Raw genomic sequence first — 20098 nt, forward strand, 5'->3', positions numbered from 1 at the left:
ACGATCTCCGCTTCCTCACCGAGTATGCGCTGAGCAACGACAACCAAAAAGCTTTCTTTGGAAACGGAGAAGTCCAGGCCGCAGCTATTGCGACCACATCCATCCGTCGCACGCTTGGAAATGACGTTCGATTCCTCACCGAATTTGCCTTGAGCGAAGAGAACCGAAAAACCTTCTTCGGAAAGGAAGAAGTCCAGGCCGCAGCTATTGCGACCACGTCAATCCGGAACGCGCTCGGAAACGATCTCCGCTTCCTTATCGAGTACACTTTGAGTGAGACGAACCGGAAGACCTTCTTCGGAAATGGGGAAGTGCAGGCCGCGATTGGTGAACTTTCCTCCGTCCGGAATTCCATCCTGACCTCTCAACTCAATGAAAGAGAAGCAGTGGGCGTCCTGTCCGGCACCTGGCCCATGAAGCAGCGCCAATTGGACGGATTTTCGAAGTACCTGGACATGATTTCCAGACTGAAAGTGTATTACGGCGACAGCCCGGTGCTGAAAGATTTGGAGACAGCTCCCATTCCCGATGGTGGCTTTCCAAACGATATCGTACTGCGAGATTTCTTCACCGAACATTTGTGCCGCGGGCAGGAATTCCTGATGCGCGATTCAACGCTGACCTATGTTGACAAGCATGCGATCTGGACGTTGATCCATGAAATCCTCATGGATCAGGAATACTATTTCGATACCGATCAGAAGAAGCCCTACATTATCGACGCTGGCGCCAATTTCGGGATGTCGAGCGTCTACTTCAAGGAACTTTATCCGAATGCAGAGGTTCTGGCATTCGAGCCTGTTCCCTTCCTTCACGATCTGGCGTCGAAAAATGTCGCCCGCAACAAGTTGAGTGACGTAACAGTGTTGAAAAAAGGCTTGGCCGCGAAACCGGGCACCGCCACATTCTTCATGTCCGGAGACTACAGTATGGCAGGATCCCTCACCGAGCGGCGCAGGACATTTGGCGATGAAATTGAGGAGCTGACAATCGAAACAGTGCCTCTGGCTGATTATCTTGATCGCGAAGTGGACTTCCTGAAACTGGATATCGAAGGCGCTGAAGGGGAAGTCCTAATGGCCGCTGGGGATGCCCTCGCCAATGTCAGACAAATGTGCGTGGAATGGCATCTGGGCGCAAACCCGTCTGATATCGCCCTGGACGATGTTCTTTCGATCCTCACGCGCCTCGGCTTCCGTTATCAGATTGGAAAGTCTGGAAACTATGCCAAGCGCAGCCGCAGCAAACCCATGTCGCACTTGGGAGAGTTGGGAACTTTGAACTTCTGGGCAAAACGCGACACCTAGCCTGCCCGCCCGCGACGCAGTATCAACAAGATTGCCCGCTCTGTATCGCAACGACCAACTGGATTGGTCCCTGCCCTCACCTGAACCATCACGGAATTCGATTACATGCCCTCAGCCACAGATAGCAAAACCTACCTGGTCACCGGCAGCGCAGGGTTTATCGGATTTCATGTGGCAAACACGCTTCTCAAACGGGGCGTGCCAGTCGTTGGGTTCGACAATCTGAATGCGTATTACGATCCCGCCTTGAAACGGGCGCGTCTGAAAGAGCTGGAAAACACATCGGCAAAAGAAGGCGTTTCATTCAACTTTGTCGAGGGAAATCTCGAGAACGCAGCAGAGCTGAACGCCTGCTTTGAGTCACATGACTTTCATCGCGTGATTCATCTGGCCGCTCAGGCTGGGGTGCGCCATTCGATCACCCATCCTGAAGAATACGTATCGTCAAATCTGGTCGGCTTTGCCAACATGCTGGAAGCTTGCCGAACAGCCAAAACGCCCCATCTGGTCTATGCATCGACATCAAGCGCCTATGGCGCGAATACGACATCTCCCTACAGTGAATCTCACGGGGCGAACCATCCGCTACAACTCTATTCCGCCACCAAGAAGGCAAATGAGTTGATGGCACATGCCTACAGCCACCTGTATCGCCTACCCACCACAGGATTACGGTTTTTTACCGTCTACGGACCATGGGGGCGGCCCGATATGGCGCTGTACCTGTTTACGGACGCGATCGTCCGCGGTGAGCCAATCAACATCTTCAACAATGGAGAGATGTCTCGCGATTTCACCTATGTCGATGACATCGTTGAAGGCGTCCTTCGAATTGCAGAAATGGTCGCGGAGCCTGATCCGGACTGGGACGCGAGCGCGCCAGACCCGGCAACGTCAAATGCTCCGTACCGGATTTACAATATCGGCAACAACCAGCCCGTAAAACTGCTCGATTATGTGGAGGCTCTGGAAAATTCCCTGGGGCGCAAGGCCACACGCAACTTGATGCCGATGCAGCCGGGTGATGTGAAAAACACCTATGCCGATGTGACCAAGCTGACGGAAGCCGTCGGGTACCGGCCCTCAACATCCGTCAAGGATGGCGTCGAAAGATTTGTCGCGTGGTACAGGGAGTATCACGGTATCGATTGATCAGCCCTGATACACAAATCCCGTATCAGTGTCCTGCAGACTGCCGGCCTGTTCATCTTTCTGGGAGAGTTGCGGCACGGCGCCGTCCAGAGGCCATTCAATTCCAATTTCCGCATCATCATACCGAATAGAGCGATCATTGTCCGGGGCATAGGGCGCCGTGACCTTGTAGATGACATGTACATCTGGCGTCAGCGTCAAGAAGCCGTGCGCGAAGCCCTTCGGTACCAGGATTTGATTTCCCGCTTCCGCGGTCAATGTGACCCCCGTCCACCGGCCGAAGTTCGGTGATCCCTTGCGGATATCCACGGCCACATCGAATACCGCACCGGTAACGACGCGCACAAGCTTGTCCTGGGCAAAGGGAGGGGTCTGGAAGTGGAGGCCTCGCAACACGTGCTTCTCTGCAGAGAAGGAGTGATTGTCCTGAATCCAATCCAATTCAATTCCAGCGTCAACAAAACGCTTGTGATTGTAGGTCTCGCTGAAATAGCCACGGGCATCGCCATAACGCGCCGGGACGATTTCCTTGACGCCATCAAGGCCAAGGTCACGTACATTCATCAATCACTGTCCTCAATTCTGGTTTGCAAGTGTACGCAGGTAAACGGCGTATTCTGTCTTGCCGAGCTGGTCTGCGGCATGAAGCAATTCTTCGCGCCCGAGATAGCCCTTTTCGAAAGCAATCTCCTCCGGACAGGCGATCTTGACGCCCTGCCGGTGCTCGATCGTACGCACAAAGCTGGATGCTTCATGCAGACTGTCATGTGTCCCAGTGTCCAACCAGGCATATCCCCTACCCAGCTGTTTCACTTTCAGCTTGTCCATTTCCAGATAGGCGCGGTTGACGTCGGTGATTTCGAGTTCACCTCGTTCGGACGGTTTCAAATCGCGTGCGATATCGACGACCTGTGCATCATAGAAATAGAGGCCGGTAATCGCCCAGTTCGACTTGGGCGCGCTCGGCTTTTCTTCCAGCGTCAACGCCTTGAAGTCTTTATCAAAGGAAACAACACCATAGCGCTGCGGGTCCGCAACCTTGTAGGCAAAGATTGTCGCTCCGTCGGCCTGTGCAGCCGCCTGCGCACACATCAAGCCGAGATTGGCGCCGTAGAATATGTTGTCCCCAAGGACCAGGGCTGACGGGCCGCCCTTCACAAAGTCCTCGCCGATAATAAACGCTTCGGCCAGACCGTTCGGTTGCTCCTGGACGGCAAACTCGATGTTGATTCCGAACATCGACCCATCTCCCAGCAGTCGCTTGAACTGGGACTGATCCTCGGGCGTCGTGATGATGAGAACGTCTCGAATACCGGCAAGCATGAGTACGCTCAGCGGGTAGTAGATCATCGGCTTGTCGTAAACCGGCATCAGTTGTTTTGAGACAGCCTTCGTCAACGGGAACAATCGAGACCCCGTCCCGCCTGCCAGAACGATGCCCTTCATCCGCCAACACTCCACATAGCAATTGTCCGCTTGGTTTGGACCATCTCGGCGAGGCTGGTCAACCGCTAACTGAATTTAAGCTGCACTGCCATCGCCCGGACGCGCGTCTTGCGTATAGACATGCCGATTTTCATCGGGACTGGGCGAAGAAGATAAAAATTCGAAGCCGAATGTGCAGCTGAAAAGTGTCTTCGCACGGGTCGAAAGCCTTATTGTGCAGGTTCGGCAATAATCGCGGAAACCGTCTCGGAAAGGCCAATATTCCAGTCAGGCATTTCAATTCCGAAAACACGGCGGGTCTCGGCCATATCAAGCCGCGCATTCAGGGGCCTTTGCGCCGGCGTGGGATAGTCCGCCGTCAAAATACCGTTCACATCGGCGACCGGACCGCCCAGCTCCTTGCTGACCTCGTAGATCCGCCGCGTCATGGATGCGCGATCGGTCTCTCCCGCCCCTGCAACGTGGTAAACACCCCAGCTACCAAAGCCAGGCTTGGCCGCCTGTTCAGCGATTGTGATCAGAGCCCGTGCGAGATCGGGCGCATGCGTTGGACAACCAACTTGATCACTCACAACACTCACTGCGTCGCGGGTCTGCGCCACCCTCAACATGGTCCGCACGAAACTTCCACCAAATCGCGAAAATATCCACGACACCCGCACAACCAGGGATCGTTCAGTCCCTTCGCGAACAGCCACCTCCCCCTGAAGCTTGGTCTTGCCATACACGCCCAACGGATTCGGTGTGTCATTTGGCGTGTAAGGACTATCCTTTGCGCCATCAAACACGCAGTCTGTCGACATGTGGATGAGCGGCACGCCACGCCGAGCGCACGCAACCGCCAGATTGCCCGGCCCTTCAGCATTCAGAGCATAGGCGCCGTCAGCATCTGCCTCGGCGCCATCGACTGCGGTAAATGCCCCCGTATTGATCACCGCCATGGGCTCATACCTGTCGAGCGCGCTGAGGTGCGAGTCTGCGTCCAGCAAATTCACGATCGAACGCCCCGGACAAATGACCCGATCACCCCCTACCGAGACCAGCGCTTGCGCGACTTGCCCCGACTTTCCAACGACAAGGATGCGTGTCATGCCTTAACACCCAGCCTCTCGCCACTATAGTGCTTGTCTCGCAGGGGCCGCCACCAGGCCTCATGCGTCAAATACCAGTCAATTGTCTCTTCAAGACCAGCTTCGAAATCCTGCCTTGGGGTCCAGCCCAATTTCGTATCGATCTTGGACGCATCAATCGCATACCGGAAATCATGCCCCGGACGATCGGTTACAAATTCGATCAGATCTGCATGAGGAGCATTTTCCGGACGCCGGGCGTCCAGGATTCGGCAGACCTCGTGCACGATCTGCAGATTTGTCCGCTCGCTACCGCCGCCAACACAGTAGACCTCACCAGGCACGCCATGTTCAGCCATCATCTTAAGGGCGCGGGCGTGATCTTCAACATGCAGCCAGTCGCGCACATTGGTTCCCGTGCCGTACACCGGAAGGGCTTTGCCTTCCAGAGCGTTCAGAACCATCAAGGGTATGAGTTTCTCGGGGAACTGGCGCGGTCCGTAATTGTTTGAACAATTGGAGACCACAACCGGCAGCCCATAAGTGCGCTGCCACGCCCTTGCCAGATGGTCCGACCCGGCCTTGCTGGCAGAATAAGGCGATGACGGATCATATGGCGTCGTCTCGCTGAAATGGCCTTCCGCGCCCAGAGAGCCGAATACCTCGTCAGTCGAAATATGTACGAAGCGAAAGTGTTGCTTTGCCTCGTCAGGTAGGTCAGACCAATATGTCCGAGCCGCTTCGAGCATCGCATATGTGCCCACAACATTGGTCGTGACGAATTCCGCAGGCCCATCAATCGAACGATCAACATGCGTCTCAGCGGCCAGATGAAAAACGACGTCTGGTTTGACCGACTGAACGATCTCCGTCATGCGCGCAACATCTCGAACATCAGCGTCTATGTGACGGAAACCGGCCTGAGAGCTCAATTCGTCAAGCGTGACCTGATTAGCCGCATAAGTCATGCGGTCCACAGCCACGACTTCGGCGTCGCTTTCCGACAATAGCAGGTGGCAAAGCGCAGATCCGATGAATCCGGCGCCACCCGTCACGACATATCGTTTCATTTAGCAAATCCTGTAATTTCGCAAAAAGGGATTGGGTTGCGACTCCGTATCAGAGCAAACTTCCCGACATGCCCGCAATCGAGATAAAAAAGCGGCGCCCTGTCGGCTTTTGCCAGTCGTTCAATTCCAGACATTACGCCCCTGTCATGGTCGCCCCGGCCCGCCTTCCGGGCTACACCAAGTCCGCTGTCACAGCAACCAATCGGCACATTATTCAGTCGCATTCGTTCACAATCCCTCATGCTGCGACTCCCCGCAGGCATGAGTGTGAAAACATTCGCAGAATTAGTCTGTAACCGCTCGTGACTTGCACCCATTATGGGTTGATCGTATTCGGCCAGCATCAGATCGCAGAACAGGCAGGTTCCTCGTGTCCATCCCCTTCATTGACCTTCAAGCACAGCGCAAGCGCATCGAAGCCGAAATCAATACGGCCATTCAGGGCGTGGTGGAAAGCGGGCGATACGTCCTTGGCCCCGAAGTCTCCGAGTTGGAAAACCAGCTTGCGGCCTGGTGTGGCGCTGCGCATTCCGTCAGCTGCGCCAATGGCACAGACGCCCTCGCGCTCGCGCTGATGGCGTGGGAACTGAAGCCCGGCGACGCCGTTTTCTGCCCATCCTTCACCTTCGTCGCGACGGCTCAAGTCGTGCCTTGGCTTGGTGCTGCGCCGGTCTTCGTCGACATTCTGCCAGAGACCTACAACATGGACCCGGCACATCTGCGCAAGCAGATTGAGGCCGTGAAAGCCGAGGGCAAGCTGACGCCGAAAGTCGTGATCGCCGTCGACCTGTTCGGACAGCCCGCCAACTACCCCGAAATCAAGGCAATCTGCGACGAGTTCGGCCTGAATCTGATCGCTGACACGGCGCAGGGCTATGGCTGTACGCTGAACGGCAAGCACCCGTCCGACTGGGCCGATATTGCCACGACCAGCTTCTTCCCTGCCAAGCCGCTGGGCTGTTACGGCGATGGCGGCGCGATCATCACGAATGACGCCAAACTCGCCGAGCGGATCGAATCCCTGCGCGTCTATGGCAAGGTCACCCCGACCGATGCGGCCGAGCGCAATTTCCATCATGACCCGAAATACCTCTCCCTGCGCGTCGGCATGAACTCCCGCCTCGACACGATCCAGGCCGCAGTCCTGCTGGAGAAACTGAAAATCTTCGCTGACGAGATCGAGAAACGCCAGATCGTGGCAGATCGCTATGCCGCGGGCCTGACCGGCCATGTCAAACGCGTGCCGAGCGTCATTGAGGGCGGCAAGAGTGTCTGGGCGCAATATGTCATCGAGCATGAAAACCGCGACGGCCTTCAGGCGCATCTCTCGGCGCAGGGGATCCCCACCGCCGTCTACTATCCGGTGCCGATCCACGAGCAGGATTTCTGCGCCCGTTTCAAACCCGCGGACGGCACGCTGCCCGTCACGGAAGCAGCGAGCAAACACGTGATTGCGCTGCCGATGCACCCCTATCTGGAAGAGGCGGACCAGACACGCATCGTGGACGCGATCAGGGCTTTCAACGAATAAGCCGTCCGCGAAATCAGAACTCAGTACGGGTAACGCGCACTTCGCGCGTTGCCTTTTGATGTGCGCCATGTTAGCCGCGATACAAACATATAAAGGATCATTGATATGGCTGAAAACTACCGCGTCGCCGATATTTCCCTCGCCGAGTATGGTCGCAAGGAAATTGCCATCGCCGAGACAGAAATGCCGGGTCTGATGGCCGCGCGCGAAGAGTTCGGCCCGTCGCAGCCGCTCAAGGGCGCGAAGATCGCTGGCTCCCTGCACATGACGATCCAGACGGCTGTGCTGATCCAGACGCTCGAAGCCCTCGGCGCCGACGTTCAGTGGGTTTCCTGCAACATCTACTCAACGCAGGATCATGCCGCCGCCGCCATCGCAGCCAATGGCACACCGGTCTTCGCCTATAAGGGTGAAACGCTGGAAGAGTACTGGGAATTCACTGACCGCATGTTCCACTGGCATGACGGCACCGGGGCGAACCTGATCCTCGATGATGGTGGCGATGCCACCATGTACCTGATCCTCGGTGAGCGCGCCGAATCCGATCCGGCCTTCCTCGAAAAGCCAGGCTCGGAGGAGGAAAAGTTCCTCTTCGCCCAGATCAAGAAGCGCCTTGCTGCGTCCCCTGGCTGGTTTGCCAAGACCAAGGCAGCGATCCGCGGCGTGTCGGAAGAAACGACGACCGGCGTGAACCGTCTCTACCAGCTTGAGAAGAAGGGTGAGCTGCCCTTCCCCGCCATCAATGTGAACGACTCCGTCACCAAGTCGAAGTTCGACAACAAGTATGGCTGTAAGGAATCTCTGGTCGACGCGATCCGTCGCGGCACGGATGTGATGATGGCTGGCAAGAAAGCCTTCGTCGCCGGTTATGGCGATGTTGGCAAAGGCTCGGCTGCGTCACTGTCCGGTTCCGGCGCGCGCGTTGCCGTTTCCGAAGTTGACCCGATCTGCGCCCTTCAGGCCGCGATGGACGGCTATGAAGTCCTGACGGTCGATGAAGCCGCACCGAAATTCGACATCTTTGTCACCGCGACTGGCAACAAGGATATCCTGACCGTCGACCATATGCGTGCGATGAAGGACATGGCCATCGTCTGCAACATTGGTCACTTCGACAATGAAATTCAGGTCGAAGGCCTGCGCAATTTCGAATGGACGAACATCAAGCCGCAAGTCGACATGATCACCTTCCCGGATGGCAAGCGGATCATTCTGCTGTCTGAAGGCCGCCTCGTGAACCTCGGCAATGCCACGGGTCACCCTTCCTTCGTGATGTCGGCATCCTTCACCAACCAGACGCTGGCGCAGATCGAACTGCATGTGCGCGGCGAGCAGTATGAGAACAAGGTCTATACGCTGCCCAAGCACCTCGACGAGAAAGTCGCCCTGCTTCATCTCGAAAAGCTTGGCGTTCAGCTGACAGAGCTTTCCGGCGAACAGGCTGACTATATCGGCGTTCAGACGACCGGTCCGTTCAAGCCTGAACACTACCGCTACTAGGGGAAACCTTCTTCCGTGGCACGTCCCTATATCCTCAAATTTGCCTGCCCCGACCGCGTTGGACTGGTCGCAGGGCTGGCAAAACTGATGGAGCGTCATGATTGCTTCATCGCCGCGTCGCGTACATTTGGGGATACGGAAACCAGCCGCTTCTTTGCACGACTGGTCTTCCACGGGACGACCGACGCCCTGTCGGCTGGACTTGAAGATGATTTGGCGGAAATGGCTCACGAGTTGGGTGCGGACTGGTCAGTCCATCCCGAGGGTGAGGCCGTACGGACACTGTTGATGGTGTCGAAATCAGAACATTGCGCAAACACGCTCCTCTACGCGGCGCGGCGGGGTGAGTTGCCAATTGATGTCGTCGGCATCGTCTCCAATAATGAGACGCTCAAGGATGATTTTTCCCACTGGGGCTTACCCTGGTTCCATGTTCCGGTGACAAAGGAAACAAAACCGGACGCTGAGGCTCGACTGTTCAGCATCGTTGAAGACACGCAAGCTGATCTCGTCGTACTCGCCAGGTATATGCAGGTACTGAGTGATGAAGCCTGCCGTCGTCTCGAAAAGCGGTGCATCAATATCCATCACTCCTTCCTGCCGGGATTCAAGGGCGCACGCCCCTATCATCAGGCCCATGCCCGCGGCGTGAAAATGATCGGCGCGACGGCGCACTATGTGACGGCCGATCTGGATGAAGGGCCAATCATTACCCAGCTCACCGAAGCCATCGACCATACGTTCAGCCCGGCTGACATGATCGAGAGCGGACGGCATCTGGAGGGCAACGCCCTGCTTCGCGCGGTCAAGGCTCATGCAGAGCACCGCATCTTCATAAATTCCGGAAAGACGGTCGTTTTTGCCCGGTAAAAGAACACTGATAGAGAGCCAGACATGAAACTTGCCAGCCACGAATTTACCAGCGAGAGCGTTTCCGAAGGCCATCCGGACAAGGTGGCTGACCAGATTTCAGACGCAATTGTCGACCTGTTCCTGTCGCGCGATCCAACAGCGAAAGTCGCCGTCGAGACCCTTACGACCACCAATCGTGTTGTCCTTGCCGGTGAAGTGCGCACCAATAATGGCGCCGTCATCACGCATGACGAAATGAACCAGGCGGCCCGCGATGTGGTCAAACGGATCGGCTATGAGCAGGACGGCTTCCATTGGGAAAACATGGAAATCGCCAATCACGTCCACGGCCAGTCGGTTGAGATCGCGCAAGGTGTCGAAGCTGGACAAGGCCTCTACGCTGAGGAAGGTGCAGGCGACCAGGGCATCATGTTTGGCTATGCCACGAACGAGACCCCGGAACTGATGCCAGCCACACTGGTCTATTCGCACCAGATCCTTCAGCGCCTCGCGCAACTTCGCCATGATGGCACACACCCCGAGCTCGAGCCTGATGCAAAAAGCCAGGTTACGCTGCAGTATGAAGGGTCAAAGCCTGTCGGTGTAAACGCGCTTGTCGTATCCCATCAGCACAAGGATAGCGCCACGCTGGAACAATTGCGTGAAATCGTCCGCCCCGTGATCAAGGACATCCTTCCCGATGGTTGGTTTCCGGACGAAGACAAGTTTTTCGTGAACCCCACCGGACGCTTTGTCATTGGCGGACCTGATGGCGACGCCGGCCTGACCGGCCGCAAGATCATTGTTGACACGTATGGTGGCGCTGCGCCCCATGGCGGCGGTGCATTCTCCGGCAAGGACCCGTCCAAAGTGGACCGGTCGGCCGCGTACGCCACGCGCTACCTTGCCAAGAACATTGTGGCCGCAGGCCTCGCTGATCGCTGCACCATTCAGGTCAGCTATGCGATCGGTGTAGCGCAGCCGCTCTCAATCTATGTGGACACGCATGATACGGGCAATGCAGACGAGGACCGTATCGCTGCGGCGCTGCGCGAATTGTTCGACCTGTCGCCCAAAGGCATTCGCACGCACCTCAAGCTGAATCAGGCGATCTACGGCCCGTCCGCAGCCTACGGGCATTTCGGCCGGACCCCGACCGAGAATGGTGGGTTCAGCTGGGAAAAGACAGACCTTGTAGACGAACTGAAGCGCCTCGCGAACTAGCGCCGCCTCAATACGCGATAGTGATTTTGTCAATGAATGCCACGGTCTTGCCGTGGCATTCTATTTTGACTCGCTGGGGCAACGGCTTCCGCGACTGCTGGTAAGCTGCCGTTCCGGGAACGGACGGCCCACCTTCCGTGAGGTTGAGGATCAGCAAGCCCTCACCCTCAGTCGGAACAGAGCCAAGCCGCCAGGACTGCTCATCCGCAACACGGACAACAACGTGCAATTTGCCCCCGGACTGACCCGGGCCCGGCATGCGATTGATCCATGCCGACGTGTCCGTGATTTCCGGGCACGCGGTTTCGCCAAACGGCAACCAGGCGCATCCGGTCAGGATGAACCCACTCGCGACTGCCAGCAATGACCTGCGGCCTACCATGGGGTCGACAGCCGCATCCACAGCGCCTCCTGGTCTTCGGCACCGCTGATATGGTTGGGCGACGTGGAGACCACAGCTGCAGCCTCGCCAGACCATGTATCGGTCAGTCCGAATGTGTAGCGCGTTTCAAAATCGATTTGCCGACCGCTGGGGGTCAATTCAGCCTGCACCAGATCCCGGATCAATTGACTGTTCATATCCACACCAATCGGCGCATCGAGGTTCAAGAAACCTGTCTCGGCTCGCCGCGGCTGCGCCATGATGAAGTGCAACCGCCCCTCACCCAGTGATCGGTCTGCGCCCACCGACCAGCGGCTCGTCCAGATGCCTTCCACATCAACACCTGGCAGGTCGACGCTCGCCATTTCCATTCCTGAAGACAGGACCCAGTCGGAACCGGCGAACCATGCTCCCTCCAGCGAATATGCCGTCATCTCGGTCTGGTCTTGCGCGCCGAAGCGCTCCTGCAGTGTTCCACCAAGCGCCGTATCTTCATCCGAAATGAAGGATGCGCCCGCACGAACTGACCAATCCTGGGCATCGCGGCCGAACATGAAGCCGGACTGACTGCGACCGCCCTGCTCGGCAGAGAATATGTCCATGACGAGGTCATCCGTCACGGCATGACTGAATTTCGCCCATGCGCCGCCGGTCGAAAAAGCGTTCCCGACACCGGGTTCGTTGAGCAGGGAGATATCTGGCGCCAGATGCGTCAATGATCCACCTCGTCCCAATTCCACCTGGCTCTCGCCGAAACTGTAGCGCATCTGGAATGTTGATTGCGGGTCTTCCTGATAAGGGGCGGTCGGATCATCCTGCAACCGCGCCTGGGACCAGCTGAACGACATGTTTCCAGCATTAACGGCATAGGATTCGCCCGCCGCCCAATCAGCGCGGGTTTCAAAATTCACCAGGCGTGAGCCGAGCGCATCTGACGGCAGGGTCGCAGCAATGGCATCGGCATTCAGGCGGAAACCGCGTTGGTACTGGTCCTGAAAGACGAGGCTGTTGAACGCGCCGGAATTGGTGGCCCAATCCCCAAACGCGCCACCGCTGGGCGCAAGCGCGTCGGTAAAGCTGACTTTCTCGATACCGAAGTCCAGATTCTGCTGGCCTTGTGGTCGGAATGCTTCTTCGAGGTTCAGGAGGCCCACACCGGAAACGCTGTCAGTACCAGCACCCGCGACCTCGCCCGTGATCAGGTCGGGCGATGTGTCTACATAGTCTGTCGCGGTATCCAGCAGGATCTGGAGAGCGACTTCAGGTTGGGACTGCAAGTTCGGGAACGCGTCCAGCAAGAGCGCCAATGCGCCCGCAACATAAGGTGCTGCAAATGATGTCCCCGAAATGCGATAATAGTCTCCATCACTGTCGGCATCATTCGTCGGGTCGCCGGGGAATGCGACATCATCGTCCGGGCCAGTCGAGATTACGTCCTCACCGGGTGCGAGCAGGTAGAAGTTCTGCGCCGCACTGCCTGCCCTGTTCGAGAAGTCCGACAGTATGCCATTCGGGTCGACCGCGCCCACGGCGACAACCCGCCCGAGTGAAGATGTTTCGCCTGCGATATAGGCAGGCTCGGTTGGGCGTTCCCCGACCGCCTCGGTGTCATTGCCATCTTCATCTGTCCCTGCCGGTTCAGCTTCATTGCCGGCCGAGATGACGACCAGCACACCCGCCGCGGCCGCAGCGCGGACGGCGTTCTCCAGTCGCGGATCATTGTCGATCTCGCCACCGAGAGACATGTTGATGATCGAAGCCCCCTGAGCCACGGCGTATTCAATCGCACGGACCAGCGTATCGTCGTTGTAGACGCAACCTTCATCTTCCCCGGTGCGCGCACAGCTGCCGGGCGAGTCAGCCCGGATATCGATTATGGAAGCCTCATACGCGGCGCCTTGAATGCCGTTCGGCGTGTTATCGTCCAACACGCTGCTGAAATCGTCCTGCCGACGCGCAGCGATGACGCCCGTAACCAGTGTGCCGTGGCCTTCGGTGTCGGTATCGCCATCCTGACGAGTGATGGTGACCCGGTCTCCAGCAGCGTTGAAGCCAGCACAGGCAGTGTCCGCACAGACATCGAACATCTGCACAACAGCCCCTTGGAGATCGGGATGATCAGAATCAGTCCCCGTATCGATGACCGCCACAGTCTGACCCTGGCCTGTCGCGCCAAGTGCATAGGCTGCTGACGCACCGATAATGGGCAGGCCTACTGTGGCATTGTACTCGCGCGTTTCGAACTGTTCCCGCTCTGCGATTGTGTCAGGAAACGGATTCGAGGGCGGCGGCGGTGGAGGCGGCGGCGGTGGAGGGGGCATCGGCGTGACAGCAGAACTGCCGCCGCCTCCTCCGCCGCCTGCGCAGGCCCCCAGCACAATGGCCGACGCACCCAGCATGGCAGCCGCCAGCATGGACCGCGGAATGGGCTTCACCGATTTTATGTTGCGATACCGGATCATAAAGATTCCTCCCATAGCGGCATCCAACTCGTCCTGCGGCCGGTGCCTTCCAAGCAATATTCCACCCCAAAGATAACCAAGGGGCAAACACTTCACTCAGCTTGTCAGGAAAATTCGACACGTTCTTGCGAGAAGTAGAACAGCGAGCGCGTCTCCTCATCAATTGTGTCATTGTGCGCTTCCAGCAATTTGTGCATGGCGTTTTTGCGATCCTTGAGCGCGTGATCGAAATCACCCTCAATCATGCGGTCAACACCGGTCCGAACCATCGCATCGCGCACTTCCATATACAGCGTCAGAGATCCGCCGAGAAACATGGACTCATAGGCAATCTTGCTGGCGATTTTGTCATGGATGTCAGAATACTGGAATTGCCGCTCCATCACCGATTTGCGCTTGCAGATGAAATCAATCTCGTGCCGGTGCTCTGGATGACGCAAGTAGAAATTCTTCAGCGCGGTCATCTCCGTGTCGATCCGGGCCTGCACATCTTCCGGCAGGGATTCACTGAGAATGATGATGATATCGATATCCGAGCCCTTCACCATCTCCCCGCTCGCGACGTGTTCCCGTGGCTCATTGTGCGCGAGATAGTAGGCGAGATCGCCCGCGATAAATGCGCAGAGTTGGCTGCGAATGTCGCGTCCCAGAGTGACGAATACCTGCTTCATCACGGCTTGGGCCACCGACAGCTTTTCGCGGCTGATCTCCCGATGCATGTTCGACAGGGTGCCCTGCCGCTCGATCATCTTGTCGCGTTGGCCCGGCAAGCCGAACAAGGTGAAGGACAGGAAATCTCGCAGGATCGAAGGGCTCAGCCGCACCTGATCGTCGCGCGTGATATCAAATCGCAAATAGTAGCTGGCGAAATGGGACACGTGCAGCTTGCGGCTCTGATAGCAGGCTTGCCACAAGGCCAGATGTGGAACGCCATAAAGATCGTCAGCCAGTTCCTTGCCGAGCCGAGGTCCCTTCTCCGCCAGGACCGTCTCGATCCGGGCTTCAATTTCTTTCAAATCATAGGTCGGCACGCACGAATCTCCCACATCCTGCATCAGTAAGGCAGGCCAGGAAGACGCTGTCCAGCAAGGTCAGGTGGTCACGATCCGTATTTGATACGATCAGGCGCGTCTCATCACTCAACGGTGACTGACTTGGCGAGGTTGCGCGGCTGGTCGACATCAGTCCCTTTGGCAACAGCCACATGATAGGCCAGCAATTGCAACGGCACTGCGGCCAGCACTGGCAGGCTGATATCATCACCATCCGGCAAGCAAATCACATGATCAGCCCGGTTACCCGCAGCTTTGATGCCGGCTGCATCCGAAATGAGGATGACACGCGCGCCACGTGCGCGGATTTCCTCGACATTTGAAATGGTCTTCTCGAACAGCTCGTCTTTTGGCGCGATCACAACGACCGGAAGGTCTTTTTCGATCAGCGCGATGGGGCCATGCTTCAACTCGCCGGCGGCATAGCCTTCGGCGTGAATATAGGACACTTCCTTCAGCTTGAGTGCACCTTCCAACGCCAGCGGGTAGTACCGTCCGCGACCGAGGAACAAGACATCCCGGCAAGGGGCCAACGTCTTTGCGATCTCGCGGATATCATCTTGTGCCTCAAGTGCCTCGGTCACCTTGCGTGGCAACGCCATCAGACTTTTGACCGCCATTACCTCATCACCAGGCAAAAGATGCCCCCGAGCCTTGGCTGCATTAAGGGCGAGCACAGCCAGAACAGACAATTGCGCGGTGAAAGCCTTCGTGGAGGCTACGCCAATCTCTGGCCCGGCATAGGTCGGCACGATCGCCGCCGCCTCTCGGGCGATCGAGCTTTCGGGTACGTTGACCACAGCCACGGCCGGGGTGCCATTTTGACGGCAATAGCGCAGGGCTGCCAGCGTGTCGGCTGTCTCTCCGGATTGGCTGACAAACATTGCTGGACCGGTCTGAGGCAGCACAGGTTCACGATAGCGGAATTCAGATGCGATATCGGTCTCGAACGCCAGTTTGGCTTTCTGTTCAAACCAGTATTTCGCTGTGTGGGCGGCATAATACGCTGTGCCACAGGCAATCGCCACAGCCCGATCAGCCTTGGCGAACATCGTATCGGCCACGTCGCCCAGATTGAGCGTCTGCGTTGCCTGGTCGATATAGGGCAGGATCGAGCGCGCGAGAGATTCCGGTTGTTCGTGAATTTCCTTCAGCATGAAATGATCATACTCGCCGCGCTCAATCAGGCCTTCGTTCACAGCGGATTTCACGCGGGGACGGTTTACGCGGTCACCATTTGCATTGCGCACATCATGGCTGGTGGGCGTCAGTACGACCCAATCGCCCTCTTCCAGATAAGTGACATCGCGCGTGAGGGGAGCCAGCGCGATAGCGTCTGAGCCAAGGAACATTTCGCCTTGCCCGTATCCGAGGACCAGCGGGCTGCCCTTGCGCGCGCCCATCAGCAAGTCTGTCTTGCCGGAAAAGATGGCAGCGATGGCGAAAGCGCCCGACAGGTTTTTCAGCGCGGCTTCGAATGCATCAACCGCGTCCATGCCTTCGGCCATGTTCTGGTCGATCAGCTGTGCGATGACTTCGCTGTCTGTCTCAGACTCGAATGTTCGGCCCCGCGCCTGCAAGTCTTTACGCAACTCGCGGAAATTCTCGATGATGCCATTGTGCACAATCGCGACCTTGCCTGACACATGGGGATGAGCATTGGTCTCGTTCGGCTTGCCATGCGTGGCCCAGCGCGTATGGGCGATGCCAGTCGGGCCATCAACCGGCGCGTCGGCCATGAGGGCTTCCAGATTGACGATCTTGCCCCTGGCGCGGCGGCGCTCAATTGCATCTCCCGCCAGCACAGCTATGCCGGCGCTGTCATAGCCACGATACTCCAAACGCTTCAGGCCGTCGACGAGACGCCCGGCAACGGTTTCTATACCTGTGATCGCAACAATTCCGCACATACTCTACCTCCATTCGGGTAAAGCGTATTTAGACCGCCTGAATCCGCCAGGATAATGACACTTTGTGTAGGAATGCGACAACAGACAGGCAAAACCGTCTCATGGTGGGCATATTGCATGCTTTAGCTCTGCTGAACGATCAAATTATGGATGTCACACACATTCGGGTCTATCGCCCACGCAAGCCCGCTATATCTGGGATATCAAGAACTTACATATACTGATGATGCTTGAAGGACTGTACGCGTTTTGAAAAACCTCACCCACCTCGACAGGCTGGAGGCTGAAAGCCTGCACATCATCCGCGAAGTGGCCGCCGAGTGCGAAAATCCGGTCATGCTCTATTCCGTTGGCAAGGATTCGGCGGTGATGCTTCACCTTGCGATGAAGGCGTTCTATCCATCGCGCCCTCCCTTCCCATTGATGCACGTCGATACAACCTGGAAATTCCGGGAAATGATCGAGTTTCGCGACCGGAAAGCCAAGGAGTTGGGCTTCGATCTTCTGGTGCATGTGAACGAAGATGGCGTCCGCGACGGCGTCGGGCCGTTCAGTCACGGATCAGCCGTGCACACAGATGTGATGAAAACGCTCGCCCTCAAGCAGGCGCTTGACAAGTACAAGTTCGATGCAGCCTTTGGCGGCGCCCGACGCGACGAAGAAAAATCCCGCGCCAAGGAACGCATTTTCTCCTTCCGCTCAGCCGAGCACCGGTGGGACCCGAAGCGCCAGCGGCCAGAGCCGTGGAACGTTTACAATACACGTATCAATCAGGGCGAAAGCGTTCGAGTCTTCCCGCTGTCCAACTGGACCGAACTGGACATCTGGCAGTATATCCGCCGCGAAAACATCGAGATTGTCCCGCTCTACTTTGCTGCCCCGCGCCCCGTCGTGAACTGGAATGGTGTGGACATCATGGTTGATGATGACCGAATGCCAGAAGAATTGCGCAGCACGGCGGTCACCAAATCCGTCCGCTTCCGTACACTTGGCTGCTACCCGCTGACCGGCGCGGTCGAAAGCACAGCTGCCACGCTCGAAGACATTATCCAGGAAATGCTCCTGACCACCACATCCGAACGCCAGGGCCGCGTCATTGACGCCGACCAGTCCGGATCCATGGAAAAGAAAAAACAGGAAGGCTATTTCTGATGCGCCTCAATGACGACCTGATTGAATCAGATATCGCCGCCTATCTGGAGAAGCATGAGCATAAATCCCTGCTTCGCTTCATCACCTGTGGATCCGTGGACGACGGAAAGTCGACCCTGATCGGCCGCTTGCTCTATGACGCAAAGATGATCTTCGAGGACCAGCTGGCATCGCTCGAAAGCGACTCCAAGAAAGTGGGAACTCAGGGTGAGAATATCGACTTTGCCCTGCTCGTTGACGGACTGACCGCTGAACGGGAGCAAGGCATCACGATCGATGTGGCCTATCGCTTTTTCGCCACCGACAAGCGCAAGTTCATCGTCGCCGATACGCCAGGACATGAGCAGTATACGCGCAATATGGCGACCGGCGCATCAACCGCAGATGTCGCCATTCTGATGGTGGATGCGCGCAAGGGCATCTTGACGCAAACACGGCGCCACAGCTTCATCACATCCCTGCTGGGCATCCGCAAAGTCGTGCTGGCCATCAACAAGATGGACCTGATCAATTACAGTCAACAGGCCTATGACGACATCGTAGACGATTTCTACGCCTTCGCAGACGAGTTGGCGACGGATTTGGAAATCCAGCCAATCCCGATGTCTGCCCTCGAGGGCGTGAATATTACAAGCAAATCGAATGAAACAGACTGGTATGATGGCCCCAGCCTGATGGATTATCTGGAGACCGTGCCGGTTGGTGATCGCCGCCTGAACACGCCTTTCCGTATGCCTGTCCAATGGGTCAATCGACCCAACCTCGACTTCCGGGGTTTCTCCGGACAGATTGCTGCGGGCTCGATCCAACCTGGTGACCGCGTCAAATCCATGCCGTCCGGGAAGCAGTCCACCGTCCAGAGAATTGTCACGGCGACGGGTGACCTTGAGCAGGCAATCGCCGGACAATCCGTTACAATCACGCTGGACGATGAAATCGACTGTTCGCGCGGCGACGTTCTCGTTTCAGCCGAAGACCCTTCCGAAGTGTCTGACCAATTTCAGGCTCGCCTGCTTTGGATGAGCGAAACGCCACTCCTGCCCGGTCGCCGCTACCTGCTGAAGATGGGGGCGAAGACTGTCACGGCCACGGTCAACGCGCCGAAATATGGCATTGATGTCAATACACTGAACGATGTTCCCGCGAAGACGCTGGAGCTTAACCAGATTGGCGTTACAACCCTGTCGCTCGACCAAGCCATTCCCTATGATCCGTATGATGTCAATCGGGAGATGGGCGGCTTCATTCTGATCGACCGAATGACGAATGACACGGTTGGTCTCGGCCTTGTTGATTTCGCACTCCGCCGTGCATCAAACATTCACTGGCAAGCCATGGATGTTGATCGGTCTGCCCTGGCGGAGCAGAAAGGCCAGAAGCCAGCCGTGCTCTGGTTTACCGGCCTGTCAGGATCCGGCAAGTCGACCATCGCCAACGCCCTGCAGAAACTGTTGTTTGCCCAAGGCAAGCACACTTTCACGCTGGACGGGGACAATGTCCGTCACGGCCTGAACCGCGATCTCGGTTTTACCGATGCGGACCGCGTCGAGAATATTCGACGCGTCGCCAATGTCGCCCGCCTGATGTCCGACGCCGGATTGATCACGCTGGTCTCGTTCATCTCGCCGTTCCGGTCAGAGCGACAAATGGCGCGCAATCTGATGGCTGATGGCGAATTTATTGAAGTCTATGTCGACACGCCACTCAGCGTCGCGGAGGACCGGGATGTGAAGGGCCTCTACAAGAAAGCCCGCGCTGGAGAGATCAAGAACTTCACCGGCATCGATAGCCCGTACGAGCCACCTCAGGCGCCCGAACTGCGCATCGACACAGTGAACAATTCTCCGGAAGAAGCCGCCGAAGTCATTCTTGGCTTCATGCGCGAAAAGGGCCTGCTGAACGGCGAGTGACCCAGCATTGAAGGCGCCGTGCCCACCTGACCGGGCACGGCGCCGATCATCGCCTCCTTCCCCAACGTACCGGCTCGC

Annotated in this window: 16 protein-coding genes; 8 read left to right on the forward strand and 8 right to left on the reverse strand. The window is 57.2% G+C overall.

The window, feature by feature from the left end; translation table 11 throughout:
* Positions 1-1307, forward strand: a 1307-nt coding sequence (locus tag B3527_RS10280) for an FkbM family methyltransferase (RefSeq protein ID WP_290479810.1), incomplete at its 5' end; no start/stop codon positions are given.
* A gap of 105 nt (positions 1308-1412) precedes the next feature.
* The gene (locus B3527_RS10285; protein WP_290479811.1) at positions 1413-2459 is read left to right on the forward strand and encodes an NAD-dependent epimerase; all 1047 of its coding nucleotides are present in this window, start codon (positions 1413-1415) and stop codon (positions 2457-2459) included.
* On the opposite strand, the gene rfbC is transcribed toward B3527_RS10285, so the two are convergent.
* From rfbC to rfbB, 4 genes are all read right to left on the reverse strand, one after another.
* Positions 2460-3023 carry a dTDP-4-dehydrorhamnose 3,5-epimerase gene (rfbC, locus tag B3527_RS10290; protein ID WP_206991144.1) on the reverse strand — a complete coding sequence of 188 codons (564 nt, stop codon included), beginning with the start codon at positions 3021-3023 and terminating at the stop codon, positions 2460-2462.
* Positions 3024-3035: 12 nt separating this feature from the next.
* Positions 3036-3905, reverse strand: a complete 870-nt coding sequence (rfbA, locus tag B3527_RS10295) for a glucose-1-phosphate thymidylyltransferase RfbA (RefSeq protein ID WP_290479812.1) — start codon at positions 3903-3905, stop codon at positions 3036-3038.
* Between the two features lie 209 nt (positions 3906-4114).
* Positions 4115-4996: a dTDP-4-dehydrorhamnose reductase gene (gene rfbD, locus B3527_RS10300; RefSeq protein ID WP_290479813.1), complete on the reverse strand. Its 882-nt coding sequence runs from the start codon at positions 4994-4996 to the stop codon at positions 4115-4117.
* On the reverse strand, positions 4993-6045 hold the full coding sequence (gene rfbB / locus B3527_RS10305; RefSeq protein WP_206991147.1) for a dTDP-glucose 4,6-dehydratase: 1053 nt from the start codon (positions 6043-6045) through the stop codon (positions 4993-4995). The genes rfbD and rfbB overlap by 4 nt, the downstream gene beginning before the upstream one ends.
* Before the next feature lie 370 nt (positions 6046-6415).
* Here rfbB and B3527_RS10310 point away from each other — a divergent pair, with 370 nt between their 5' ends.
* The 4 genes from B3527_RS10310 to metK all read left to right on the forward strand — a co-directional run bounded on the left by B3527_RS10310 (position 6416) and on the right by metK (position 11152).
* Complete coding sequence (locus B3527_RS10310; RefSeq protein ID WP_290479814.1) at positions 6416-7576, forward strand: DegT/DnrJ/EryC1/StrS family aminotransferase; 1161 nt, start codon at positions 6416-6418, stop codon at positions 7574-7576.
* Between the two features lie 105 nt (positions 7577-7681).
* Positions 7682-9076, forward strand: a complete 1395-nt coding sequence (gene ahcY / locus B3527_RS10315) for an adenosylhomocysteinase (RefSeq protein WP_034810898.1) — start codon at positions 7682-7684, stop codon at positions 9074-9076.
* Positions 9077-9091: 15 nt separating this feature from the next.
* Entirely contained in the window at positions 9092-9946 is an 855-nt protein-coding gene (locus B3527_RS10320; protein WP_290479815.1) for a formyltetrahydrofolate deformylase, read from the forward strand.
* A gap of 24 nt (positions 9947-9970) precedes the next feature.
* Complete coding sequence (metK, locus tag B3527_RS10325) at positions 9971-11152, forward strand: methionine adenosyltransferase (RefSeq protein ID WP_290479816.1); 1182 nt, start codon at positions 9971-9973, stop codon at positions 11150-11152.
* 7 nt (positions 11153-11159) lie between these two features.
* Here the strand turns inward: metK and B3527_RS10330 are convergent, their stop codons facing one another.
* The 4 genes from B3527_RS10330 to glmS form a co-directional block, all read right to left on the reverse strand.
* A complete protein-coding gene (locus B3527_RS10330) occupies positions 11160-11555 on the reverse strand; it encodes a hypothetical protein (protein WP_290479817.1) in 396 nt (131 codons plus the stop codon).
* On the reverse strand, positions 11528-13996 hold the full coding sequence (locus B3527_RS10335; protein WP_290479818.1) for a S8 family peptidase: 2469 nt from the start codon (positions 13994-13996) through the stop codon (positions 11528-11530). Before B3527_RS10335 ends, B3527_RS10330 begins: the two co-directional genes overlap by 28 nt.
* A 104-nt stretch (positions 13997-14100) precedes the next feature.
* Positions 14101-15027, reverse strand: a complete 927-nt coding sequence (locus B3527_RS10340; protein ID WP_290479819.1) for a hypothetical protein — start codon at positions 15025-15027, stop codon at positions 14101-14103.
* A 104-nt stretch (positions 15028-15131) separates the two neighbouring features.
* A complete protein-coding gene (gene glmS, locus B3527_RS10345; protein ID WP_290479820.1) occupies positions 15132-16958 on the reverse strand; it encodes a glutamine--fructose-6-phosphate transaminase (isomerizing) in 1827 nt (608 codons plus the stop codon).
* 249 nt (positions 16959-17207) lie between these two features.
* Here glmS and cysD point away from each other — a divergent pair, with 249 nt between their 5' ends.
* Both cysD and cysN read left to right on the forward strand, forming a co-directional pair.
* Positions 17208-18110: a sulfate adenylyltransferase subunit CysD gene (gene cysD / locus B3527_RS10350; protein WP_034810883.1), complete on the forward strand. Its 903-nt coding sequence runs from the start codon at positions 17208-17210 to the stop codon at positions 18108-18110.
* The gene (cysN, locus tag B3527_RS10355; RefSeq protein ID WP_206991154.1) at positions 18110-20020 is read left to right on the forward strand and encodes a sulfate adenylyltransferase subunit CysN; all 1911 of its coding nucleotides are present in this window, start codon (positions 18110-18112) and stop codon (positions 20018-20020) included. Before cysD ends, cysN begins: the two co-directional genes overlap by 1 nt.
* Positions 20021-20098 lie beyond the last annotated feature (78 nt).

Origin of the sequence: Hyphomonas sp. UBA4505, from assembly GCF_002388685.1 — a bacterium.
Lineage (GTDB): Bacteria > Pseudomonadota > Alphaproteobacteria > Caulobacterales > Hyphomonadaceae > Hyphomonas.

Bases quoted from the DNA above. Each gene is read 5' to 3' on its own strand.
- B3527_RS10335 (WP_290479818.1), bottom strand. From the start codon at position 13,996: ATGATCCGGTATCGCAACATAAAATCGGTGAAGCCCATTCCGCGGTCC.
- B3527_RS10285 (WP_290479811.1), top strand. From the start codon at position 1,413: ATGCCCTCAGCCACAGATAGCAAAACCTACCTGGTCACCGGCAGCGCA.
- rfbB (WP_206991147.1), bottom strand. From the start codon at position 6,045: ATGAAACGATATGTCGTGACGGGTGGCGCCGGATTCATCGGATCTGCG.
- ahcY (WP_034810898.1), top strand. From the start codon at position 7,682: ATGGCTGAAAACTACCGCGTCGCCGATATTTCCCTCGCCGAGTATGGT.
- cysN (WP_206991154.1), top strand. From the start codon at position 18,110: ATGCGCCTCAATGACGACCTGATTGAATCAGATATCGCCGCCTATCTG.
- rfbD (WP_290479813.1), bottom strand. From the start codon at position 4,996: ATGACACGCATCCTTGTCGTTGGAAAGTCGGGGCAAGTCGCGCAAGCG.
- metK (WP_290479816.1), top strand. From the start codon at position 9,971: ATGAAACTTGCCAGCCACGAATTTACCAGCGAGAGCGTTTCCGAAGGC.
- rfbA (WP_290479812.1), bottom strand. From the start codon at position 3,905: ATGAAGGGCATCGTTCTGGCAGGCGGGACGGGGTCTCGATTGTTCCCG.
- glmS (WP_290479820.1), bottom strand. From the start codon at position 16,958: ATGTGCGGAATTGTTGCGATCACAGGTATAGAAACCGTTGCCGGGCGT.
- rfbC (WP_206991144.1), bottom strand. From the start codon at position 3,023: ATGAATGTACGTGACCTTGGCCTTGATGGCGTCAAGGAAATCGTCCCG.